This window comes from Formivibrio sp. oc-25 (assembly GCF_055810895.1).
The window spans coordinates 129,882-153,703 of record NZ_JBVVOL010000004.1 but is presented as its reverse complement, the minus strand read 5'-3'; the positions used below and the strand labels follow the sequence as shown (position 1 = coordinate 153,703).

General features: G+C 58.8%; 21 protein-coding genes and 1 tRNA gene. 5 read left to right on the top strand and 17 right to left on the bottom strand.

The window, feature by feature from the left end:
- Positions 1 to 46: 46 nt before the first annotated feature.
- The 6 genes from AC0KVQ_RS04240 to yihA form a co-directional block, all read right to left on the bottom strand.
- Entirely contained in the window at positions 47 to 5,452 is a 5,406-nt protein-coding gene (locus AC0KVQ_RS04240; RefSeq protein ID WP_473419881.1) for an Hpt domain-containing protein, read from the bottom strand.
- 31 nt (positions 5,453 to 5,483) lie between these two features.
- A complete protein-coding gene (locus AC0KVQ_RS04235) occupies positions 5,484 to 7,556 on the bottom strand; it encodes a methyl-accepting chemotaxis protein (protein WP_473419880.1) in 2,073 nt (690 codons plus the stop codon).
- 135 nt (positions 7,557 to 7,691) lie between these two features.
- Positions 7,692 to 8,210 (bottom strand): chemotaxis protein CheW, encoded by a 519-nt coding sequence (locus tag AC0KVQ_RS04230; protein ID WP_473419879.1) that lies wholly within the window; start codon positions 8,208 to 8,210, stop codon positions 7,692 to 7,694.
- A gap of 145 nt (positions 8,211 to 8,355) precedes the next feature.
- Positions 8,356 to 8,718: a response regulator gene (locus AC0KVQ_RS04225; protein WP_473419878.1), complete on the bottom strand. Its 363-nt coding sequence runs from the start codon at positions 8,716 to 8,718 to the stop codon at positions 8,356 to 8,358.
- A 23-nt stretch (positions 8,719 to 8,741) separates the two neighbouring features.
- Positions 8,742 to 9,128 (bottom strand): twitching motility response regulator PilG, encoded by a 387-nt coding sequence (pilG, locus tag AC0KVQ_RS04220; protein WP_473419877.1) that lies wholly within the window; start codon positions 9,126 to 9,128, stop codon positions 8,742 to 8,744.
- Positions 9,129 to 9,485: 357 nt separating this feature from the next.
- Entirely contained in the window at positions 9,486 to 10,118 is a 633-nt protein-coding gene (yihA, locus tag AC0KVQ_RS04215) for a ribosome biogenesis GTP-binding protein YihA/YsxC (RefSeq protein ID WP_473419876.1), read from the bottom strand.
- Between the two features lie 111 nt (positions 10,119 to 10,229).
- Here yihA and AC0KVQ_RS04210 point away from each other — a divergent pair, with 111 nt between their 5' ends.
- The 4 genes from AC0KVQ_RS04210 (at position 10,230) to AC0KVQ_RS04195 (ending at position 14,350) form a co-directional block, all read left to right on the top strand.
- Positions 10,230 to 10,829: a c-type cytochrome gene (locus AC0KVQ_RS04210; protein WP_473419875.1), complete on the top strand. Its 600-nt coding sequence runs from the start codon at positions 10,230 to 10,232 to the stop codon at positions 10,827 to 10,829.
- A gap of 38 nt (positions 10,830 to 10,867) precedes the next feature.
- The gene (locus tag AC0KVQ_RS04205; protein ID WP_473419874.1) at positions 10,868 to 12,895 is read left to right on the top strand and encodes a cytochrome c biogenesis protein ResB; all 2,028 of its coding nucleotides are present in this window, start codon (positions 10,868 to 10,870) and stop codon (positions 12,893 to 12,895) included.
- Positions 12,882 to 14,006 carry a c-type cytochrome biogenesis protein CcsB gene (gene ccsB / locus AC0KVQ_RS04200; protein ID WP_473419873.1) on the top strand — a complete coding sequence of 375 codons (1,125 nt, stop codon included), beginning with the start codon at positions 12,882 to 12,884 and terminating at the stop codon, positions 14,004 to 14,006. Before AC0KVQ_RS04205 ends, ccsB begins: the two co-directional genes overlap by 14 nt.
- A 95-nt stretch (positions 14,007 to 14,101) precedes the next feature.
- Entirely contained in the window at positions 14,102 to 14,350 is a 249-nt protein-coding gene (locus AC0KVQ_RS04195) for a hypothetical protein (protein ID WP_473419872.1), read from the top strand.
- Positions 14,351 to 14,462: 112 nt separating this feature from the next.
- Here the strand turns inward: AC0KVQ_RS04195 and AC0KVQ_RS04190 are convergent, their stop codons facing one another.
- The 6 genes from AC0KVQ_RS04190 to AC0KVQ_RS04165 all read right to left on the bottom strand — a co-directional run bounded on the left by AC0KVQ_RS04190 (position 14,463) and on the right by AC0KVQ_RS04165 (position 19,630).
- On the bottom strand, positions 14,463 to 15,509 hold the full coding sequence (locus AC0KVQ_RS04190) for a CobW family GTP-binding protein (RefSeq protein ID WP_473419871.1): 1,047 nt from the start codon (positions 15,507 to 15,509) through the stop codon (positions 14,463 to 14,465).
- Between the two features lie 165 nt (positions 15,510 to 15,674).
- The gene (locus tag AC0KVQ_RS04185) at positions 15,675 to 16,298 is read right to left on the bottom strand and encodes a nucleotide-binding protein (RefSeq protein ID WP_473419870.1); all 624 of its coding nucleotides are present in this window, start codon (positions 16,296 to 16,298) and stop codon (positions 15,675 to 15,677) included.
- A gap of 139 nt (positions 16,299 to 16,437) precedes the next feature.
- Positions 16,438 to 17,049 (bottom strand): aminoacyl-tRNA hydrolase, encoded by a 612-nt coding sequence (pth, locus tag AC0KVQ_RS04180; RefSeq protein ID WP_473419869.1) that lies wholly within the window; start codon positions 17,047 to 17,049, stop codon positions 16,438 to 16,440.
- 108 nt (positions 17,050 to 17,157) lie between these two features.
- Positions 17,158 to 18,849 carry a PglL family O-oligosaccharyltransferase gene (locus tag AC0KVQ_RS04175; RefSeq protein ID WP_473419868.1) on the bottom strand — a complete coding sequence of 564 codons (1,692 nt, stop codon included), beginning with the start codon at positions 18,847 to 18,849 and terminating at the stop codon, positions 17,158 to 17,160.
- A 28-nt stretch (positions 18,850 to 18,877) separates the two neighbouring features.
- Positions 18,878 to 19,222 carry a pilin gene (locus AC0KVQ_RS04170; protein ID WP_473419867.1) on the bottom strand — a complete coding sequence of 115 codons (345 nt, stop codon included), beginning with the start codon at positions 19,220 to 19,222 and terminating at the stop codon, positions 18,878 to 18,880.
- Positions 19,223 to 19,297: 75 nt separating this feature from the next.
- A complete protein-coding gene (locus AC0KVQ_RS04165) occupies positions 19,298 to 19,630 on the bottom strand; it encodes a pilin (protein WP_473419866.1) in 333 nt (110 codons plus the stop codon).
- A 175-nt stretch (positions 19,631 to 19,805) separates the two neighbouring features.
- Between AC0KVQ_RS04165 and AC0KVQ_RS04160 the strand changes: the two genes are divergently transcribed.
- Positions 19,806 to 19,881, top strand: a tRNA-Thr gene (locus AC0KVQ_RS04160).
- A gap of 138 nt (positions 19,882 to 20,019) precedes the next feature.
- Here AC0KVQ_RS04160 and AC0KVQ_RS04155 read toward each other — a convergent pair.
- From AC0KVQ_RS04155 to AC0KVQ_RS04135, 5 genes are all read right to left on the bottom strand, one after another.
- A complete protein-coding gene (locus AC0KVQ_RS04155) occupies positions 20,020 to 20,475 on the bottom strand; it encodes an acyl-CoA thioesterase (protein ID WP_473419865.1) in 456 nt (151 codons plus the stop codon).
- Between the two features lie 75 nt (positions 20,476 to 20,550).
- Positions 20,551 to 21,537, bottom strand: a complete 987-nt coding sequence (locus AC0KVQ_RS04150) for an aldo/keto reductase (RefSeq protein WP_473419864.1) — start codon at positions 21,535 to 21,537, stop codon at positions 20,551 to 20,553.
- A 163-nt stretch (positions 21,538 to 21,700) separates the two neighbouring features.
- The gene (lipA, locus tag AC0KVQ_RS04145; protein ID WP_473419862.1) at positions 21,701 to 22,666 is read right to left on the bottom strand and encodes a lipoyl synthase; all 966 of its coding nucleotides are present in this window, start codon (positions 22,664 to 22,666) and stop codon (positions 21,701 to 21,703) included.
- A gap of 152 nt (positions 22,667 to 22,818) precedes the next feature.
- Positions 22,819 to 23,385, bottom strand: a complete 567-nt coding sequence (gene lipB / locus AC0KVQ_RS04140) for a lipoyl(octanoyl) transferase LipB (RefSeq protein WP_473419940.1) — start codon at positions 23,383 to 23,385, stop codon at positions 22,819 to 22,821.
- 137 nt (positions 23,386 to 23,522) lie between these two features.
- A complete protein-coding gene (locus tag AC0KVQ_RS04135) occupies positions 23,523 to 23,807 on the bottom strand; it encodes a YbeD family protein (protein WP_473419861.1) in 285 nt (94 codons plus the stop codon).
- Positions 23,808 to 23,822 lie beyond the last annotated feature (15 nt).

Here is a 23,822-nt window from a genome sequence, read left to right as displayed (position 1 = left end):
ACAAACACCCCGCCTGCGCGGGGTGCGTCATCAATGAAGAAGCGAATCAAACCTCGACAAAATTGCGGATATGCCCGAGCAGTTCCTCTTCCTGATAAGGCTTGCCCAGGAACACATTCACGCCGAGATCGAATGCCACCTTGCGGTGCTTGTCCGCAGTCCGCGAGGTAATCATGATGATCGGGATATCACGCGTATCCGGTGCTGCACGCACGTTGCGCGTCAGCTCGAATCCGTCCATGCGCGGCATCTCGATATCCACCAGCATGACTGATGGCCGGACTTCCTGCATCTGCTGCAAGGCATCCACACCATCCTTGGCCACCACGACCTGATAGCCTTCACGCGTCAGCAACCGGCTGGTGATCTTGCGCACGGTGAGCGAATCATCCACCACCATCACCACCGGCGCCGTATGCAGGGTTTGCGTTTCCACTGCCTGCGAATCTGCAGGCTGGCGGACATCCGCAGATACACTGGCGATATGCGCCATCAACGGCAGCAATTGCAGCGGATTGGTGATCAAAACGATCTCTCCACTGCCCAGCACCGTACCACCCACCACGCCGGGTACTCGCGCCAGCTGCGGTCCGATCTGCTTGACCACCACTTCCAGATTCTTGACCAGTTCATCGATATGCAGTGCCAGCCTGTCATTACCCGAACGCAGAAGCAGCACGGTGGAGTAGCGTTTCTGTTCGGGCTGGCGCGCCAGATCGCCCAATAGATGCGGAAGATAGGCAAACGGATAACGCTGCCCCTGCCACAACTGTTCACGATCCTGATACAGCTTGGCCAGCGGGTCATGCTTGAGTTCCTGCACCTGCTCGACCAGAACGGCCGGGATCGCAATAGTGCGCTCGCCGGCACGTACCAGCAGAACCTGGGTCACTGCCAGAGACAGCGGCAGACGGATCTGGAAAGTGGTGCCGGTGCCAGGTGTACTCTGCACATCAATGCGGCCAGCCAGGTTGCTGATTTCGTTCTTGACCACGTCCATGCCGATACCGCGACCGGACAACTGGGTCACACTGTCAGCAGTCGAGAAGCCCGGCTCAAAAATCAACATCGCCAATTCGTGATCGGACAGCACCTGTTCCGGCTGGATCAGCCCGGTTTCCTGCGCGCGCTGGCGAATGCGCGCCAGATCCAGGCCTCGACCGTCATCCTGCAGGGTCAGCAACAATTCATTGCCTTCCTGACGCACCTCGATCTGGATTTCGCCAAACTCCGATTTGCCCGATGCCAGGCGATCCGGCGCATTTTCCAGACCATGGTCAATCGCATTGCGCAGCATGTGCTCGAACGGCGAAACCATTTTTTCCAGCACACCGCGGTCGATTTCCACCGCGCCGCCCTTGATTTCAAGGTTGACCTTCTTGCCCACCTCTTTGCCGGTAGTACGCGCCAGCCGGTACAGGCGGTCGGCAATACTGTTGAATGGCACCAGCCGCACCCGCATCAGGCTTTGCTGCAGATCGCGCGTCATGCGCGCCTGCGCCGTCAGCGCGGCATTCGATTCATCCAGGTTCTTGAGCAAGCTCTGCTGCACGTTGCCGACGTCGTTGACGCTTTCGGCCAGGAAACGGGTCAGTTCCTGCAGGCGGGTAAAGCGGTCGAATTCCAACGGATCAAAGCGGGCTTCGTGTTCCAGCAATTCCTTCTCGCGCGCCTGCATCTGGCTTTCAGCCTGGATTTCGATCTCGCGCAACTGGCTGCGCAAGCGGACGACGTTCTCCGTCAGATCGGAAAGCGTGCCCTTGAGCGCCAGCATTTCGGCTTCGATACGTGAGCGCGCAATCGCGATTTCACCCGCCTGATTGACGAGTTCATCCACCAGATCGGACTTGACCCGGATCGTGGCCCGGCCTTCCGGCTCGGGCAGTCCCAGCCCCGGTACATGCTGCTGCGGCAATGCCGCGGCTTCCGCACCTGGAACACCAGCGCCTGTAGAAACAGGCGCGGACCGGCCACTGACCTCATCGAAAATCAACCGCAGCAGTTCATAATCATTATCCAGCAGATCCAGCAACGTCTCGCCCGGCTTGGTCACCTGCTCCAGGCGGGACTCCATGCGGTGTGCGGCCTCGCCCATGCGCATCGCACCCGTCATGCGCGCGCTGCCCTTCATGGTATGCAGGGTACGCTTCAGGCGTAGCAATGCCGGCGAATCGTCAGGGTTTTCCGTCAGCGCCAGCAGACAGGCGCTCACGACCGGCATCAGCTCATCGGCTTCTTCGATAAACACCGGCAGCAACTGTTCATCGATATCGTCGGCAAAGCTGGCCTTGATTTCCTCCAGCTGTGTCGCCAGCCCCGCCTGGCCTTGCACTTTTTCAGCCGCGATGCTTGCTGTTTCAAGTTCGCTGAGCAATGCGGTGTCTTCGCTTACCGCCAGTGCGGGCGTTTCTTCAAGCGGCAGACCGACATCAGCCGCGACCACTGTCGCGGCCACCAGATCTTCGCCCTGGGCCACCTCTTCGTGGCGCACCGGCACATCCAGCGATGCCGCCTCAGCGATATCGATCGGCAACCCCTCGTCATCGGGATTGGTCAGGATTTCCAGTATCTGCGCGTCATCGAGCAGTTCTGTGAATTTCTCTTCCTCGTCATCCACTGCCGGCAAGATATCCAGCGCCGGCAATTCCGGCCCGCTTGCGGCTTCAATGCCGATTGAAGAGATCGTCGAAGCCGTGATCTCGCCTGACTCGACCTCTTCGTCAACCGCCTCGATCGGCAACTCTTCTTCGAGTGCCAGCGTAATGCCGCTATCTTCATCATCGAGCAACAGCAATGGCGCATTCGCTTCGACCGCATGCAGGCGGTTGAGCAGATCGGGCGTGTCGCCGGGCATGGCGCGCTGGAAAATGCTACCAAGCATGCTATCGAGCGCAAATACGGTTTCACCGAACAAGTCGGTTTCATGCCAGGCATCGTCGCCGAGCTTCTGCAACGCCTGCTCCAGCGCATAGGAAAGCTCGCCCAGCGAACGGAAACCGGTGGTCGAAGCAATCCCGCCCAGCGTATGTGCGGCCAGAATGAAATCGGGTTCGGCCGGGCCCTGGTTGGATAACACCACCACGCCGCGCTGCAGCATTTCCAGATAACGGTTGGCTTCTTCCTGGAAAATGGCAAACAGCGTGGGCGAGATCCGGATTTCGCCGATCACAATCTCGCTGGCATCACCGGCAGACTCTGCCAGCGCCAGTACTTCTTCGGGTGCTTCTTCCGCCGCAGGCTCAGAAACAACGTCCACTTGCGCCTCAGGCGCAGGCTGCTGTTCCAGGCCATCACGGATCTGGCCGGCACGTGCGATCAAGGCCGCAGCCTCGACCTCAACCGAGCCACTCGAACGTAAGGATTCAACCCAGCCACCAAAGGCCTGGTGCACGGATTCAATCAACTCCAGCACAGCCGGGGAAGCTGGTTTTTCCAGTTGCAGCAGTTTGTTCAGCAGCTGCTCGGCAGCCCAGGCAACTTCACCCAGATTGTAGAGCCCGACCATGCGGCCACTGCCCTTGAGGGTGTGGAAACCGCGACGAATCAAGGTCAGTGCTTCACGATCGGCCGGATCATGCAGACACACCTCCAACTGCTGTGCCACGGTCGACAAGACTTCGACCGCTTCTTCCAGGTAGACATCCAGCAATTCGGCATCGATTGCAGCATCGCTCGCGGGCAACGGCCGGGTTTCCGGCACGACCGGCGCCGGGGCAGCGAGTGATTCCGTCGCGACCTGGCCGGCTGGCGGCTCGGCTTCCAGTACTTCATTCAATACCGGCGTGGCTGTCTGCGGGTGTGCTTCGCCCTGCAAGCGCTGCAATGCCGGCAGCAGCAATTCCGGCTGCTCGCGTCCCTGCGCCAGGCTGTCGATATAGAAACCCAGCGTGGACAGCGCTTCGGCCAGATCTTCGAGTTCGGACTGGGCGGGGGCCACCTGCTCAAGCAGGGCATCGATACGCTGCTGACAAGATTGAACCAGATCGACCGCATCGGGCCGATCCAGCATCAGCAGTGCACCCTGCACCTGACGCAAGGGCGTTACCAACGCGGACAAGCCCGCTCGCTGGCTATCCGGCTCGCGGAAATAGGCATCCAGCCGCTCTTCTATTTCACGCAGATTGGTCCGGATTTCCTGGGCAATCTGGGTTTCCAGCAAACGCTCTTGCGCTTGCCGACTGATGGAATCCAGCAGTGGAACAGGCTGTTGTGCCTGCGGATTGGTCAAGCGTTGCAACAGGGCATCCACCTGTTGCGGGAAATCCGGGGCAATGTCGGGATAGGCTGCCAAAGCGTTGTCGGCCAGGAGCAGACCGGTTGCCATTTCCAGCGCAGCATCTTCACCGGGCGCTTTGTCACCGAGTTGCAACAGCGCACCGAGCAACCCATCCCAGAGCTGATCCAGCGCCGGAATCGGCAAGGCATGTGTCTTGGCGACAAAAATAGTCAGTTGCTGCGCAAACTGCGGTAAACGGTCATGTTGCCCACTGGCGATACGCGACCAGGTTTCCTTCAAACCGCGCAATTCTTCGCTCAGGACCGTGGCCTGCGTATCGCCCAGCGGATCAATCCCGGCCTGCATCGCCGCTGCAGAGGGAATCAAGGCATCCAGGGCAAAAGCCTGCTGCAGATGTTTGACCAGTTTGCTGTCGCAATCCATTTGCGCCAGCACATACAAGGTATCGCGGAACAGGCGCTCGGCGACCTTGCCGGATCCCTCCACCAGGCGACGCAGCTGGAGATTCAGGCGCATCAGCAACTGACGCGTATCAAGGTCGATCTCTGCCCGGTTGCCTGCAAGGCCCAAGGCAAATGCCGCTGCCGACCACCAGAACGTGCGCGCCACGGCACTGGTCTGGCAGGCCGCCACATCGGCCAGACTGGCCGCCATTGCCTGGGCAGCAGTCCGCTCTCCTTGCAGCCAGTGCAGCAGGCCGCTTTCAAAACGCCGGCGCTGCCTGAGCAACTCATCCTTCAGCTCGCCATCCGGCCATCGTTTTTGCGGCAAGCCTTGCGGCAAATCCAGTTGCAAATTGGGGAAGAACAGTTCGGCCCCGCTGGTTTCGCCCTGGCGCAAGCGGGCGATTTCGGCAAACAGCGGCTTGAGCAGCAACGGTGTATTGGGCATGCCGGCCATCAGGCGATCCAGATAGACACGCACTGCCTCCAGGCCGCGCAGCAGCAGTGGAACGCTGTCCGGAGCGCTCTCAATCCGGATCAACTGTGCGGCGGCCTGCTCCAGCTCTTCGCAAAAACGCGCCAGCCCGGCCAGATCGACCATGGTCAGAGCGCCGGCTGCCTGATGCAGATGGGTTTGGGCATGACGCAACGAAGACTCGCCGCCCCCCTCGGCAAACTGCAACATGGCTTCACGGGCACGGGAGAGGGTTTCCTCGATCTCGCTCTTTACCCAGATCAGCGAACCCTTGTCGAATTCAGTGTGCGGACTCATTCAGCTTCCCATGCAATCGACCAAATGCGAATCAGAGTTTGAAGCCGGCAACCGAATTTTTCAGTTCGGCTGCCAGCGTTGTCATTTGCGCCACGGTTTCGGCCGAAGACTTGGTACCGGTCGTGGTTTGCTCGGTAATGGCCTGAATCTCGCGCATCGCGGCACTCACGCGTGCCGCCAGCTGCGTCTGATCTTCGGTTTCCTGGGCAATCGATTGAATCAGACGTGCCAGTTCGCGCGAAACCCGGCCAATTTCGGACAGCGCCGTACCGGCGGCATCCGACAGCTTGGCCCCTTCCACCACACCTTGCGTGGACAGTTCCATTGCCGCCACGGCATCGTGCGTATCGGCCTGAATCACCTTGACGATAGCGCCGATCTGCTTGGTGGCTTCACCGGAACGTTCCGCCAGTCGCTGCACTTCTTCAGCCACCACCGAGAAGCCCCGTCCAGCCTCGCCTGCCGCTGCGGCCTGGATCGCGGCATTGAGCGCCAGCACGTTGGTCTGCTCGGTAATATCCGAGATCAGCTCAACGATTTCACCAATTTCCTGCGAGGATTCACCTAGGCGCTTGATGCGCTTGGCGGTTTCCTGAATCTGTTCGCGGATTTCGTTCATGCCCTTGATCTGGTTGTTCACCGCCTCGGCGCCACGCTCGGCAGCCGACAGCGAAGATTCCGCCACCCGCGAGGATTCACCGGCCGAGCCGGAAACCTGCTGGATGGAATGCACGATCTGGTCGACGGTCTGGCCAGTGGCTTCAATCTCGTGCGATTGCCGCTCCGCCGCCTGCAGCAGTTCGGTCGAAATGGTTTGCGCCTGATCGGTGGTCTTGTTCACCTGCTCGGTTGCGCGGTTGATCTCGGTAATCAGCGTACGCAGCTCTTCAATCGTGTAGTTGATCGAGTCGGCAATCGCGCCGGTCAGGTCTTCCGTCACCGCAGCCCGCACGGTCAGGTCACCATCAGCCAGATCAGCCATGTCGTTCAGCAGGCGCAAAATCGCATCCTGGTTACGCCGGTTCTCGGCTTCAGAACGCAAACGCCGACGCACGGCTTCCTGGTTGAACGAACGAATCAGCAGATACAAGGAGCCAAAAGCAATCGCGGCAAACAGCACCAGGGCGATATTGGCGCCCAGCGTACGGGTCTTGCCTTCATACAAGTCGGCCAAAACACCGGCCGCATCGAACAGAACCTCGGAATCGCGCACGATGTTCTTGTTGGCGGCAAAGGCTTCATCCAGCGATTGGCTGGATACGTTCAGCAGCGAAACCAGCTCGGTGAAATGGCTGGACAACTTTTCGACTTCACCAATGGCATTGAGCAGCCCCTCTGAGCGCACCGGCGTCATGCCCAACGATGCATTGCCATCGCGCAATCCCTTGAGGATGGTGTTGAACAGCGACACATCCTGGTTAAGCACTTCAAACACCTTGCGCGATGAGGTCTCGCCGGTCTGCAGCAAGCTGGCGTTCTTCACCATGCGCAGATGGACCTGCGGCAACTGTTCCAGCTGCTTGAGGTTGGTCGGTGTAATTTCTTCATACACCGGCTCAACGTGAATCAACACGTTAAGCAGCAGTTCCAGATCCTTATCGCTGGCTGCGGACGAAGAAACCGCCTTGGCAATCGCAGTCAGGGCATCCTTGTTGCGGAAAATCGAATGCAGGTTGGGCTTGTTCTTGTTCGGACGGAAATTCTCAGTCCATCTAGCCTGGATCAGATCGAGGTGGGCTCGTCTCTCGGGACTATCGCTCAGCCAGAGTGCACTCTCGTTTTCAATCAAACCGAGGTTGGTCTCGAACTTAGCCACCGACGATTCAAGAATGAAGAAGCCTTCCGGACTACCCAGCAAGGCCGAGCCGGAAGAACGCGCAATCCGCTGCGACAACACCTGCATTTCCGTGGCAGCCGAACGCATCTTGGCGTAATGGCTGGTATACAGATAAATGCCATACAGCAGCACCACAAACAGCAGGCCAGAAACAATCAGGGCCAGCAGCAGCACCGCCATCTGCTGGCGGTAGGGCAAGTGCCCCACCAGAGGAAGAGGCCGCAGCGCCTTCTCGTCCGCCATGTCCGGCAGCTTGATCTTGTCCATGATCCAGCTCGTACTGAGCGGACTGAAAGCCTGTTTATCCTTTTTACTGGAAAACGCCCCTTTGATCCTATCCAGCACCGACATGTCTTACTCCCCTTGCGCGGCCTTGCGGCTCGAATTGTGTAATCAATCAGATCAGGCAATGATTCCGGTTTGCAGAAACGCTGGCTCGCTGGCCAGCAACTTGATATTCAACTCCCCCCACTCTCGGCCACCCGCATCGGTGTAGCGCTCGGCACGCCATCCCGGCGCAGCGGTGTCCTGCGCTTGCGGCACCATGTCGGCTAGGTGCTTGATCCCGAGCATGCGTTCAACCAGCAGGGCCGAATGCGGCAGGATACGGGGGTGGATGGGCAGGATGCGCGATAGCGCCGTCAGGGTCTGTGCCTCTTCGCCCATGAAGGCCTGCAAATCGACGACACTGAACAGGTTGCCACGCACATTGGCCACGCCACGCAACCAGCCCTGCGCCAGCGGCACACTGCTGATGACCGGCACCGGCAACACTTCAGCAGTATCGGCCAGATCGATCAACCAGCTGCGTCCGCCCAGTTCAACCCCGAGACGAGCATCGATCTGCGACTGGGCCGAGGCTTTTTTCATGCGGCCCAGCATGTTTTCCTGATACTCACGCAAACTGAACCGTTTGGACATGCTGCGCCTGCTCCGGTATTAGAACTTGTTCACAATCTTGCCGCGAAGCCGTGATCAGGTTCTTAGATTCTGGTTCCGTTCGTCGCCCGGTGAAGACCGGCATGACGACCACGTCAAGCCTCGACTGGATCAAATCCGTACGCTTTCACAGCGCAGCGATCTTGCCCAGCAACTCCTGCGGATCAATCGGCTTGACTACATACTCCACCGCCCCCTGGCGTTTGGCCCAGACCATGTCCGTTTCCTGGTTCTTGGAAGTACACATGATGATCGGGATATTTTTGGTCGCCTCGTTGCGGCTGATCGTGCGCGTGGCCTGGAAGCCGTTCATGCCGGGCATGACCACATCCATCAGAATCAGGTCGGGGGACAATTCGGCAGTACGTGCTACCGCCTCTTCACCGGATTCAAGCGTCAACACCTGAAAACCGTTCTTGGTCAGCAATTCGCCCAGAAAGTGGCGCTCGGTAGGGGAATCATCAACGATCAGGATTTTCTTGATAGCCATTTCACATACTCCACATGTCTTGTTTAATCCGGACGATGCACATGCTCGCGCACCGAGGCGAGCAGGCTGTCCTTGGTAAAAGGTTTTGTCAGGTATTGGTCCGACCCGACCATGCGGCCACGCGCACGATCGAAAAGGCCATCCTTGGAGGACAGCATCACGACCGGGGTCGCCTTGAAGCGGGGATTTTTCTTGATCAGGGAACAGGTCTGATAGCCATCAAGCCTGGGCATCATGACATCAACAAAAATAAGGTCGGGGTGATGATCGGCGATTTTGGCCAGGGCATCAAAACCATCTTCCGCAAGGATCACATCACAACCGGCCTGGCCCAGGAAGATTTCCGCGCTACGGCGAATGGTGTTGCTGTCATCGATTACCATCACCTTCACGCCTGCAAGATTGGACATCCACTCCCCTCCGCATGACCGACGCTCATAGATACTGGCCCGGTCTGTTTATCCAGACACGCATGCATGGACCGGCTGTTCGGCGATCCATTTTCAGCAACACCAGAAAGCTTTGTGTCACATTATTAGAAGATGATCATACCGGCAGCTTCACGGGCAGGACAAGATTAACGGAATATCAGGCAGGCAGCGTTGCACATTTGCCAAAAGAAACCCCGGCCAGATACATGCCGACCGGGGCCGATTGATGCTTCGCAACTGGCGAAGCCCCGCTCAGGGAGGGAAAGCGGGAGACGCACGACAACGTCTAGACTTAAAGCTAGCTCCAACAAGAACAAATTCAAGCAGCAAGCGGCCTTATTCGGCGCCATTCATCGGATTGATCTCGGCGGCTTCGTAGCTGGCGGCGGCAAACCAGCCGCCGACAATGTTTTCCACTTCTTCGACGCCCTGTTTTTTCAGGCTGGAGAAGAGCTGGACCGTCATCAGCGAATCTTCGGCGAATTCGGCTTCGACCTGGCGCAATGTCTTGATCTGATCTTGCCGGCTCAGCTTGTCGGCCTTGGTCAGCAGGCAGTGAACAGGCTTGCCGGTCGGTCGGAACCAGTCGATCATCTGCCGATCAAGCTCGGTCAGCGGACGCCGTGCATCCATGATCAGGACCAGGCCGATCAGGTTGGTTCGCGTCATCAGGTAATAACTCAGCAGTTTTTCCCAGTGCGCCCGTACGGCCACCGGCACCTCGGCATAACCATAGCCGGGCAAATCGACCAGTCGGCGCTCGCCGCCGAAATCGAAATAGTTGATATGCTGGGTGCGCCCCGGTGTCTTGGACACGAAAGCGAGCCGGGTATGATTGGCCAGAGTATTGATTGCACTGGATTTTCCGGCATTGGAGCGGCCGGCAAACGCCACTTCCAGACCTTCGGCCGGCAGTTGGCGGAGATCATTGACGGTGGTGAGAAAACGCAGGGATTGGAAAAGCGACATGAGAAGCGTTGTATTTTGCGGTAGGATCGTGATATAGAATAACAGAATTGATCCAAATCATACTCATGCCGCATGCCATTTATGCCTGCGCAGCCTCCGGAGCCCATACAAATGCGTTATCTGCTTGCCGCTTTCCTGCTTGTGCCACTGGCATCCGCCATTGCCGCCCCCAAGGGTGACCCGGTCAAGGGCAAAGCCATCGCGGAAAAGGTTTGTATCGCCTGTCACGGCGTGGATGGCAACAGTGTCGCCGCTGCGAACCCGGTGATTGCCGGACAGCACCCGGAATATATCTATAAACAGCTCACCGAATTCAAGAACGGTACGCGCAAGAACCCGATCATGCTGGGTATCGCCACACCGCTGTCAGATGCCGACATGGCTGATGCTGCTGCCTGGTTCAGCAGCCAGCAGCCTAAAGTTCGCGGCGCGAGCGACAAGGCACTGATCGAAGCTGGCAAGGCCATCTATCGGGGCGGCATCGCCAGCAAGGGCTTGCCGGCCTGCATGAGCTGCCATTCTCCCAACGGCGCCGGCATTCCATCCCAGTACCCGCGCCTGGCCGGCCAGCATGCTTCCTATATCGTGGCGCAATTGAAAGCCTTCCGCACCGGCGAGCGCGCCAACCACCCGAATATGTTGCCGATTGCCGAACGGATGACCGACAAGGAAATCCAGGCTGTCGCTGAATACATCCAGGCCCTGCACTGATTATCCCGGGTCGGACACGTGCCGGCCCGCCCGCCGCCATGACCACTACCCGCCCGACTTTCGCCCGAGCGCTGTTCACGCTGCTCTCGTCGATGCGCTTTGCCGTCAGCCTGCTCACCGTACTGGCCATTGCATCGATCATCGGCACCGTTCTCAAGCAAAATGAACCGCCTGCCGGCTATATCATCGAATTCGGCGAATTCTGGGCCAGACTGTTTGACGTACTCGGCCTGACCGATATCTACCATGCTGCCGGTTTCCTGCTGATTCTGCTGTTTCTGATCATCTCGGTCAGCCTGTGCTTGTGGCGGCATACGCCCAAGATACTGCGCGACATGCAAAGCTGGCGCGAACAAGCCACGCAGGATTCACTGCGCGCCTTGCCCCATCACCGCGAACTGGCGCAATCCTGCGAACGTGAAGCGGTCATCAGCGCACTGACTGAGCAAGGCTTCAAGGTCAAGGAAAAGGAGATTGGTGCCGACTGGCTGATCGTAGGCAAAAAGGGGCGCTTGCAAAAAGCCGGCTACCTGTTTGCCCATGCGGCCATCGTCGTGATCTGCCTGGGTGGCCTGCTCGATGGCAATCTGCCGCTCAAATTCATGGAACTGGCTGGTTTGCGCACCCCGGAAGTGCGTGATCTGCCGCAAAGCCAGGTGCCGCAGCAAAGCCGGCTGTCGTCCAGCAATCATGCCTTTCGCGGCAATGTCACTATCCCTGAGCAAGGCATTGCCGATGTGGTGTTCCTGAACGCGGGCAAGGGCTATTACGTGCAGGAACTGCCATTTGCCATCCAGCTCAAGCGTTTTGAAGTTGAACACTACGCCACGGGCCAGCCCAAGCGTTTTGCCAGCAAGATAGAACTGCTCGACCGCCAGAACGGCAAGGTGCTGCGCCGGGCCGTGGTCGAAGTCAACAAACCCTTGGTATACCGCGGCATTGCCATTTACCAGGCCAGCTTTGGCGATGGCGGCTCGGCCATCACCCTGCGCCAGCATGACCTGTCTGGCAAATCCGGCGCCGTCACCACCTTGCGGGCGCGTTCACAAACCAGCCAGCCGATTGCATTGCAAGGGCGCAACTACCAGCTGGAGTGGGGCGACTTCCGCGCCTTCAATATCGAAAACCAGACGCCGGACGCCAATGCTTCCGCGCCGGCAGGCAAGATGGCTGCGGCATTTGAGCGCGCCCGCCAGGTACGTGCCGAAAAGCACACGCGCAATTTCGGGCCGTCAATCCAGTTCAAGCTGCGTGACAACGCCGGCCAGGCGGTGGAATTCCTCAATTATCTGGCTCCGCTGTACGAGGATGGCCAGCTCTACCAGCTCTCCGGTAGCCGCAAGGAACCAAACGCGCCCTTCCGCTTCGCGCGCATTCCCTTGGACAACAAGGGTGACACGGCCACTTTCCTGCGTTTGCGCAGCACCCTGCTCAACCCCGCGCTGTTTGGCGAAATCGCCCGGCGTACCAGCGCCAAGGCTCAGGCCGGGGGCGGCATATCAACCGCCGCGCGCGAGCAGTTCCAGAATGTCGTGATCGGCGTACTGGAGCGGTTCGCCGCCGGCGGTTTTCCGGCCATCGACCGTTTCCTGGAAGAAAAAGTCCCCGAAGCACAGCGCCAGACCGTCGCCCAGACCTATCTGAAAGTGCTGCAAGGTGCAGTCATCGACGCCATGGACGTGGCACAAGGCATTGCCGGCCTGCCAGCCATTGCCGTAAATGAACAGCAGTACCGCTTCCTGCTCGATAGCCTGGTCGCCACCAGCGGCCTGTTCGAATATGGCGCGCCAGTCTGGCTGCAGCTCACCGGCTTTGAGGAAGTCAAAGCCAGCGGCTTTCAGCTCACCCGCGCGCCCGGCCAGCCGATCGTGTATCTGGGCTGCCTGCTGCTGATCGCCGGCGTGTTCTGCATGTTCTATATCCGTGAAGTGCGCTGCTGGGTGCGCATCAGCCCGCAGGGCACCCTGTTCGCCATGACAGCCAACCGCAAAAATGATGACCTGGACCGTGAATTCGACACGGTTTTGCAAGCAATGACCGCCGAGAGCAGCCATGAAGCATCCTGATCAGACCACCGGATTGACCTCCCGCCTATCGGCATTTGCCGTGCTGTTGCTAATTGGCAGCGCGCTCACATTGTGGCGCTACGCCGGGCTGATGGATGGCTATGAGCAAGGCATTCTGATCGCCAGTGCAATCGGTCTGGCCTGGCTGGGCTGGCGCTGGCCGGCACAGCAGATTTTCCTGCCAGTCAGTGGCGCAGTCGCCGGCCTTGCGGTCTGGTTGTACAGCGGTAGTCTGGAAAACGCCCAGCAATCGTTCTGGCTCAAGTATCTGCTCGCCAGCCAGTCGGCGGTCATGTGGATGTGCGTGCTGTTTGTACTGGCCACGCTGCTGTACTGGATCGGTTTGCTAAGGCGCTCGGATTCGGCCCTGGGCATTGCCAGCGGGCTGACCTGGGCCGCTGCAGGTGCCGCACTGGTGGCCTTGCTGGTTCGCTGGCACGAATCCTGGCTGATCGGGCCGGATGTCGGCCATATTCCGGTTTCCAACCTGTATGAAGTCTTCGTGCTGTTCTGCCTGATCACCGCACTGCTCCACCTGTTTTACGAAGCACGCTTCCAGACACGCAAGCTGGGCGCGTTCGTGCTGCTGGTGATTTCGGCCGCCGTCGGTTTTATCGTCTGGTATAGCCTGGATAGGCAGGCACATGAAATCCAGCCGCTGATCCCGGCGCTGCAATCGTGGTGGATGAAGATCCACGTACCGGCCAACTTCATCGGTTACGGTGCCTTTGCACTCGCGGCCATGCTCGGCGTAGCGCAACTGCTGGCGCGGCGAGGCATTCTGGCCAGCCACCTGCCGGACATGCGCGTGCTGGATGAAATCATGTACCGAGCCATTGCCGTAGGCTTTCTGTTTTTCACCATCGCCACGGTACTGGGTGCCATGTGGGCGGCCGATGCCTGGGGCGGTTACTGGTCTTGGGATCCGAAGGAAACCTGGGCGCTGATCGTCTGGCTCAATTATGCTGCCTGGCTGCATGTGCGGCTGGTAAAGGGCTGGCGCGGTGCCATCCTGGCGTGGTGGTCGGTGATCGGCCTGCTGATCACGCTGTTTGCCTTTATCGGCGTCAACATGTTTCTGGCCGGCCTGCATTCCTACGGCAGCCTGTGACCATCTTTTGTAACAAAAAATAATTCACTACAATCCTCCCGATGGGAACCAGCCCTCCCCCGGCGCACTGTTCCCGGCAAACAGGGAGAATGCAGATGAAACAGGACACCATTTACCAGAAAACATTGCAGGGCATTCACGAGATCAACCATCGCAGCGCAGAAATCAATGCCCGGCTGCGGCGGCTGTTGCTGATGATAGACGGGCGCAAAACCCAGCGGGAACTGCAACAACTCACCCAGATCGATGATCTCGCCAGTGCCTTGCAGCAACTGCGCGAATTGCACCTGATCGAACCTCACGAAACCACACTGGCAGACCTGCTGGTGGCCAGCGCCCGCTAACGCGGCCACTCCTGCTCCCTCCCCTCTCTCCCAACCTCTCTCCCGCAAGCGGGCGAGAGGGGCACAATACTCCCTCACCCGCTTGCGGGAGAGGGTTGGGGAGAGGGAGCTCTCACCCCCCGATCCGCGCCGCCAGCAACCTTGCTTCCAGCAGCGACCAATCCGGTGCCGACTCTGCCTGCACAATGACTTCCAGCCTGCTATCGCGCCGCCAGGCGGCCGGCATCACGCCGGGCATGTTGTCCACCCAATCGAAGCGATACCAGTCGCGCTCGGTATTTACCACCGCCTTGGCCCGGGTCAGGCCAGCCAGGCCCAGCGATTCCGGCTGGTTGAATGCCTCGAACAGATCGGCCACTGCTGCGCTGAAGAACTGCGTTTCCGGCGCAAAGATCCAGCCGCAGCTATGGCTGCCCAGGCTCGATTGCTGCTTGCGAATCGGCCAGCTTTCCAGCTCGGAAGCAACTTCGGGTTGCACAACCTTCTTGCGTGGCCGCAAGGGCACATTATTGCTGTGCGCATGCGGGGTTCCCACTTCCGGCCAGCGCTCCGGATGCAGCTCCAGATCGAGCAGAGCTGCATCAAACTCGCCGTTCACCGATTGCACCACCGCCAGCTTGGGCGGGAATAGCGCCGCAGCCATCGCTTGCGCGCGCTCGATCTGCGCCACATCAGCCACATCGCACTTGTTCAGCACTAGCACATCGGCCAGCTGGATCTGATCCCGCCAGGTTTCGTGGCTGGTATAGCGGCTATCTTCCAGATGGCGCGGATCAAGCAGCGTCAACACCGCCCGCACCTCAAAAGTCTTGGCCATGAACGGATCGCGCAGCAGATCAACAATCCCGGCCGGATGCCCCAATCCGGAAGGCTCGATCAGCAAGCGATCCGGGCGGCGCGCCTTCACCAATTGATTCAGCGCGGTGCGCAACATCGGGCTGGTGGTGCAGCACACGCAACCGCCCGGCACCTCGGCCACCTGCAAGCCCTCGCCTGCGGTTGAGAGCGTGGCGCCATCGATGCCCACCTCACCAAACTCGTTGACCACCACCGCCCAGTATTCATCCGCCGGCTTGGCAGCCAGCAAACGCATCAAGGCCGTGGTCTTGCCCACGCCAAGAAAACCGGTGACCAGATTGACGGGGATTTTGTTGCTCACGTTAGGACTCATTCAATGGTTTGATTCAAAAAAGACACGCCCTCTCTCCCAGCCTCTCTCCCGTAAACGGGCGAGAGGAGCAAAATCACCCACTCCCCGGCGGGCGAGAGGAATAGCGGCTCCCTCTCCCGCTTGCGGGAGAGGGCTGGGGAGAGGGTGGATGGATTATCTCTGCAGCCAATCCAAGAGCGGCTGCCATTCCTGGTAATCGCGCGCATAACGCAGACGCGGCAGATCGAACAGGGTTAAGCCCTTGGGTTGCAGCTGGATATACAACTGGGTTTCGCGCAGATGCGTGAGCACCGGCAATGCAAACTGCGCAAGGAAATCATCCAGTTCCTGCGCGCTGCGCGTGCGCGGATTCACGCACATGCCAACCACCGCCACCTCGACCACACCCTTGCGCACGGCCTTTTCTTCGGCCAGTTGCCGAAAGAAATCCTCGCACGCCCACATGTCAAAGAACCCGGCGCGTACCGGTACCAGAATGCGGCTAGCCACCTTCAGCGCCTGATCCAGCTTCTTGCCATGCAAGCCCGCCGGGCTATCCAGCACCGCCACCGTGGTGCCCTTGGGAGGGCGCGCTGGTTCACGGTCTTTCAGCTCCCAACCGGTGATGGCCGGAAAATTGTCCGGGCGCAAGCGCAGCCAGTGGCGCGAGGTTTGCTGCCGGTCCAGATCCCCCAGCATCACCTGTTCACCCTGCCAGGCAAAATAACCGGCCAGGTTGGTCGCCAGCGTGGATTTGCCGCTGCCGCCCTTCGGGTTGGCGATCAGGATGGTCTGCATGGCGGTTCCTTTTCCAATAAATTCACGCTTCCCACCAGAATTGAGACCGTAGGACGGACTTCAGTCCGTCAACAGTATGTTTGAAAGCATGGTGGATGACGGGTTAAAACCCGTCCTACGACCGCTCGCGAGGGAGGGATCATTCCGCCAACGGCTTGTTTGGCCGTTTCTTGGTCTCGTCGGTATGCAGCAACTGCATCGCCGCACCCGTCTCGCCCGCCAGAATTTTCGGCAGCACGATATGCGCGCGATTCAGGCATTCGTCGATCAATTCCTGCTCTTCGCGCCGGGCCGGCTTGAGCACGAAACTCGCCACCTCGGCCTTGTTGCCCGGATGGCCGATACCCACGCGCAAGCGCCAGAATGCCGGGGTAGAAAGATGTGCCTGGATATCCTTCAGGCCATTGTGCCCGCCATTGCCACCGCCCTGCTTGAGCTTGATCTGCCCGGCCGGAATATCCAGCTCGTCATGCACGACCAGGATTTCATCGGGCAGGATGCGGTAGAACTGCGCCAGCGCCACCACGGAAAGGCCGCTGCGGTTCATGAAGGTTTGTGGCTGCAACAGCCACACCTCGCGCCCATCCAGCCGGACCTTGGCCACCAAGCCGTGGAATTTGGACTCGTGCCGCAGGGAAACACCGGCGCTGCGCGCCAGTTCATCGACAAACCAGAACCCGGCATTGTGCCGGGTCTGTGCATATTCGGCCCCGGGGTTGCCGAGGCCGACGATCAGTTTGATAGGGGACATACACGGAAACAGGAATACGGAATCGGGCAATGATACCGCAAGTACCGAAAATCCATCTTTCGGCGCATTCAAGGAGGCTCACCCGAGCCTTGCTTCGGGCGAACGTGCCTATTCCGGCTTAACGGCACCAGGTAATGCAGGCCACACCACGGAAGCCAGTTCAGGCCTGCCCTGTTTTGCCTTGATCCATTGACCTTTTACCGCTTCACAATAGTGATGAGGTGCCATCCTGCAGAATTTTTCCAGCCAGTCTCCCGCTTCCTGTGGCTTGCCATTCAAAGCCAGTGACATGGCAAGTTTGAATGTGAAACTGATGTTGTTCGGATTTAGCGCAGTCAGCATGCGCGCCCGGTCCAGCTCGGCCTCGGTCATACCGGCCTTCGGAACAAGCCTGGAATACTCAAAATAGCTCTGCCACTGGGTAAGCAGCAACAAATCGGAAGATGGCGCAGCTGCCTTGTCTTGAGCCTCCGGAACTGGTGCGCCATAGCGTGCTTCCACCTGAAAATAATCCCGGACCACCAGCGCAAACAGTACAGCGCCACTTAACCAAAGCAATGCAAAAATGCCACGCGGCATCTGCCAGACTGGCTGCATGCCAGCCCGCACATTGAGTGCGCCCATCACCAGCCCGACCGGCAGCAGGATATAGGCGTAATAAAGCGGATATTCGAACATGGCATGATTGGCTGCAACCAGCACAAACAACACCAGCACCGCATGCTCGGCCGAGCGAACGGACCTGATTTGCAGCCACATCCAGTGCAGCAGCAATCCGGCCACCAGCAAGCCCAACGGGATACCGCACCACAAAACCAGATCCAGAAACAGGTTGTGGGAATAACTGTAAAACATGGAAAGCGGGGGGTGCTCCAGCGCCACGTTCCCTTGTGCCAGAAGGGTCTGATTCCAGCCGTAGCCAAAGAAGGGGCGCTGCCATACAGCATCGACAAACAACGTCCAGGCAGCAAAGCGCGGTTCACCCTGCAGCCGGGTAACCGTATCCAGTGAGGGAGCTGCTTGTTGCAATGTAATCACCACGGCCACACAAGCAGCGAAATACAAAGCCAGGCCTGTTACCACCCAGGGAAATCTCGGCTGCGGCCAGTGCCGGCGCCAGAGCCAGGCAGCGGCAACCAGCAGCACCACGGCGATCCACGCCGTGCGCGACCCCGTCAGCGCCAGCCCGAACAGCAGCCAGGCAGCCAGCAACAGCGCCAGCACCGTAGCCACTTTCCCCCGCAATACCCCCCATGCCAGCGCCAGTAGACCCCACAACAGGAAAGTCCCCATCTGGTTGGATTGGCCCAGATTGGCAAAAGGCCGGGACGGATTGCCGGCCATCAACCATGAGGCCTCGCCACCCCACCACTGGTGCAGCTGAATACCGACCGATACCACTGCAGCTATGCCAACCGCACTAAAGAGGCCATCAGCCAATTGCCCGGGCAGCCTGCTTTCCCAGCAAGCACCCACCAGCAAGCCCAGCAGCAGGCCGAGCAGATAGGTTGTGCCCATCCAGGCATTGCCGGTTTCCAGCACCAGCCCGAAGGCACGTTGCAACCAGACCACCCCCAACATCCCGGCAACAAAAATGACGATGCCATGAAGATTCACCCTGTCAGGGGAGCGGACAACCATCACACCGGCTGCAGCCAACAATATCAAAGTGATCCAGGCATCGGTATGAAAAGCAGCCCACGGTACATTGTGTATTGGCAACAGCCAGCCCACGCACAGCAGCAAGCTCCACAGCAGCAGACCACGGTTTGAGGTATTTTCAGAGCGGATTAGGGTCATGGCGAATTTTTAAGGATGCGACATTCATTTATTGGATGGTGCAGTTGCCGTTGGCGTTATCACACAAGATGGATCTCTGACCAGGCGTGCGCGGCGTGATGGTCGAGGAGGTGGGGCTCAATGCGCCGGAAACATTGGTCAATTGAGAGATATTGGTGCAGGCGTTGTTGGCCGGCAACGGAATCGTGGAATTGGCATAGACAGCAGACAGTGCGTGCTTGGTATACGCCACGGCTTCGGACAAGCAGGAAGACTCCGCTGCACGAATCCGATAACCATTGTAGGCCGGCAGCGCAATCGCAGCCAAAACGCCGATGATAGCGACAACAATCATCAGTTCAATCAAGGTAAATCCTTGTTGCCTACGTGTCATGGCCATCCCCCTATTGGGTGGGCATAGTACAAAAAAGCCCCGCCGAAGCGAGGCCTATTGTTTCAGCACCCAATTTTAGGAATGCGAGCAATTACCTGTATCCAGCTGACACGTCACCGTGCCAGTACCCGGCGATGCGGGAACAACATCCCAAGTACCGGAAGCTGCCGTTATGGTATCGGTCGTGGTTTGGCAAGCACTGTTATCGAAAGCAGGAACACTCATGCTTGCATAGATAGCAGCAATTGCATTTTTGACGTACGCGGTCCCTTCTGCCAAACATGCAGCATTTGCAGATCTGACACGATAGTTATTGTAAGCCGGCAGCGCAATCGCAGCCAAAATGCCGATGATCGCGACCACGATCATCAGTTCGATCAAGGTAAAACCTTTTTGCATGCGTTTCATAGTGTTCCCCTTTGGATTAGTCAACTTGCCGCCTTTGCGACGTGCCAACCATAACGCAAACAGCGTGCCAGATCATGGAGATCGCTCGATTTTTATGTACAAGCCAGATGCAGGCAGCACTGCCAAGTCCGGATTGTTCACAAACCGCCCGGTTCGCGGTAGAATCCGCTCCCGCGCCGTTGTAGCTCAGTCGGTAGAGCAACTGATTCGTAATCAGTAGGTCGAGTGTTCGATTCACTTCAACGGCACCAAAAATGCAAAAGGGCTGCAGCTTCGCGCTACGGCCCTTTTTCTTTGCCCTGCCTGGATCAATGAGTGACAATTTTCGTCACTTATTGCCAGTTTGCGCAGGGTCAACATCTACGATTCCGACATTCTTCGGCGGCTACTCACTTTTTCAGCCGCAGTGCGCGCCGGACCTCGGCTTCCTTCCAGCGCCGGCGTGCATCGTCCGTATCCGGGCTCAGCGGCGGTACCGCAGCCGGTTTGCCGTCCGGGTTCATGGCCACCATGGTGAAAAAGCAGCTGTTGGTGTGGCGCACCGAGTTGTTACGAATATCCTCGGCGATGACCTTGATGCCGACTTCCATCGAAGTGCGGCCGGTGTAGTTGACGTTGGCCAGAAAGGTGACCAGTTCGCCAACGTGGATCGGCTGCTTGAACAGCACGCTATCGACTGAAAGCGTAACGGCATAGGTGCCGGCGTAGCGGCTGGCGCAGGCGTAGGCCACCTGATCGAGCAATTTGAGCAGCGAGCCGCCATGCACATTGCCGGAAAAATTGGCCATGTCCGGGGTCATCAGCACGGTCATGCTGAGCTGGTGGCGGGGAAGTGAGTCACGCATGGTTACTCCAGTGTAGAGATTTATTGTTTTATGGTTATAGGCCCCTTCTGCTGCTGCGAGAAGGGGCCAAAATGATTACCAGGATGCATGCACCTGCGGCCTGATCAGCCGTTCATAGACATCGGCCACGGCGGCCATCTGGGTGTTGGTCAGCGCGGGCAAACCGCTGGCGATCAGGTTGCGCTCAGCCTGATCCGGGCGGCTGGCGCCGGGGATGACCGTGCTCACGGCATCGAACATCAGGCACCAGCGCAGGGCATACGCAGCCAGACCCGGGTCGGCAGGGAAGTACAGCTTGAGTGCTTCGACGGCAGCGAGGCCGGTTTCAAAATCCACGCCGGAGAAGGTTTCGCCCTTGTCGAACGCTTCGCCGTTGCGGTTGAAACTGCGGTGATCCTTGGGGCCGAATTGCGTATCGCGCGTGATCTTGCCGGTAAGCAGGCCGCTGGCAAGCGGTACGCGCACGATCACGCCGATGTTCTTCTGCTGAGCGTCCGGAAAAAAGGCATCGATCGGCTTCTGGCGGAACATGTTGAAGATGATCTGGATGGTGGCCAGCTCTTCATACTGGATGGCCTGCAGCGCTTCTTCCACTTTTTCGACACTGGCACCGAAGTGGCGGATCTTGCCTTCCTGCTTCAGCTTGGCGAGTTCGCCGAACACTTCGGCCTTGGCGTAGACCGGCGTGGGCGGGCAATGCAGCTGCACCAGATCAAGTGTATCGAGCCCGGTATTGACCAAGGCTTCTTCCACGAACTGGCGGATATTCTGCGGGTTGTAACCGGCGGCATCGTGCGGATTCAGGCGGCGGCCTACCTTGGTAGCGATGAACAGTTGATCGCGCCGCGCCTTGACCACTTTGCCCACCACGCGCTCGCTCTGCTGACCGCTGTAGACGTCGGCCGTATCGATGAAATTCACGCCTTTATCGATGGCGGCGAGCAGCGTGCGCTCGGCCAGCGCTGCATCGAATGGCTGGCCCCAGGTGCCACCGACCTGCCAGGTGCCGAGCCCGATTTCCGAAACACTGAAGCCTGTCTTGCCAAGTTGCCGGTAATTCATTGTTTTCTCCAGAAAGTAAGCAAGCGCCGGCTGATTACCCTCTCCCCAACCCCTCTCCCGCGGGCGGGCGAGGGGCTTGAAACCAAACACTGATGCTCCCTCTCCCGTTTACGGGAGAGGGCTGGGGAGAGGGAACTGTCTGTCGATTCTCGCTACTGGAGAATTACACGCCTGCTTTGTGCGCTTGCTGATCGGCGTGGTAGCTGGAACGCACCATCGCCCCGACTGCAGCATGCTTGAAGCCGATTTCGTAGGCGTATTCCTCGAAGCGCTTGAACTGCGCCGGCTCGACATAACGCAACACCGGCAGGTGGCCATTGGAAGGCTGCAGGTACTGGCCCAGCGTGAGCATGTCGATATCGTGCGCGCGCATGTCGCGCAGCAGTTCGTACACTTCCTCGTCCGTCTCGCCCAGGCCAACCATGATGCCGGACTTGGTAGGAACATTCGGGAAGCGCACCTTGAAATCCTTCAAGAGTTGCAGCGAGTGAGCATAATCGGCACCGGGGCGGGCCTGCTTGTATAAACGCGGCACGGTTTCCAGATTGTGGTTCATCACATCGGGCAAGCCGGTGGCGAAGATATCCAGTGCGATATCCATGCGTCCGCGGAAATCGGGCACCAGCACTTCGATCTGGGTTGCGGGCGAGAGCTCGCGGGTTTTGGTGATGCAGTCGACAAAATGCTGCGCACCGCCATCGCGCAAGTCGTCGCGATCGACCGAGGTGATCACCACGTACTTGAGCTTGAGCGCAGCGATGGTTTCAGCCAGATGCTGCGGCTCGTTCGCATCGAGCGGATTGGGGCGACCATGGCCCACATCGCAGAACGGGCAGCGGCGGGTACAGATGTCGCCCATGATCATGAAGGTGGCCGTGCCCTTGCCAAAGCATTCACCGATATTCGGGCAGGTAGCCTCTTCGCACACGGTATGCAGCTTCTGGCTGCGCAGGATTTCCTTGATCTCGTAGAAGCGGCCGTTCAACGTGGGCGCCTGCACACGAATCCATTCCGGCTTTTTCAGCTTCTGCTCCAGCGGCACCACCTTGATCGGGATGCGGGCGGTCTTGGCTTCACCCTTGAGCTTGACACCGGCAACGGCGCCGGCGGGCTTGTTTTCTGCTGTCATTGTGCGTTCCTGTGCGCGATGAATGTTGCCCCGCTCTTTTACCCCAATTCCGTCATGCCGCAGGACGGACTTTAGTCCGTCAACCAGCTATCTAAATGCTGCAACACTAACGGGTTGAAAGCCGTCCTACGATCTTTTGGGTGAAGAGAAGGCTATAAGCCTAAATTGTTGAGAATGCTTCTCGAAATTCTATCGGCGACGCTGGCCGGTGTCTCGTCAATAAAACCATAATCCGCCAGCTGCGCCACCTGCAAACCCGCGTAGCCACAGGGGTTTATGCGGCTGAACGGCTCCAGATCCATGTTCACGTTGAACGAAAGTCCGTGATAGCTGTAGCCATTGCGAATACGCAGGCCCAGCGCAGCAATCTTGGCTTCGCCGTCCTCGCGCATCACATACACGCCGGGTGCGTCTACCTTGCCATAGGCTTCGATATCGTAGCCAGCCAGCACGTCGATCACGCTTTGCTCGAGCTTGCGCACCAGCTCGCGCACGCCCAGCTTGTGGCGCTTCAGATCCAGCATCAGGTAGGCGATCAACTGGCCAGGGCCGTGGTAAGTCACCTGCCCGCCGCGATCGATCTGCACGATAGGAATATCGCCGGGATTGAGCACATGCTCGGGCTTGCCCGCCTGGCCCTGCGTGTAGACCGGCGGATGCTCGAGCAGCCACAGTTCATCCTGCGTGGTTTCATCGCGCGCGGCAGTGAAAGCCTGCATCGCCTGCCAGGTGGGAACGTAATCGACCAGGCCGAGCTTTCGGGTAAGGAGTGAGGAGTGAGGAGTGAGGTGCAAAACCTCTGCATCACCCTGCTCGCCCCACACCTCACACCTCACACCTGACACCTCACGATGCATCACAGCACCATCCTCACGAGCGGGTGCTGCTTCAACGCCGCATCCAGCGCATGGAACTGATCGATATCGACGAACGTGGCGGACAGGGTGACGGCATAGTAGTTGCCGCTGCTGCTGGCGCGAATCGAGATCAGCTCGGCCGAAAAACCCGGCACATGGCGCACGGTCAGATCGATCATTTCCAGGCGGAAGGTTTCTGCCGGCACGCCCTTGTGGCTGACAGCCTTGACGGGGATCAGTGCGGGGAATTGCAACAGGTCCTGGAGTTTGGGTGTTTGGGTCATTGTTTTGCGTTTCTT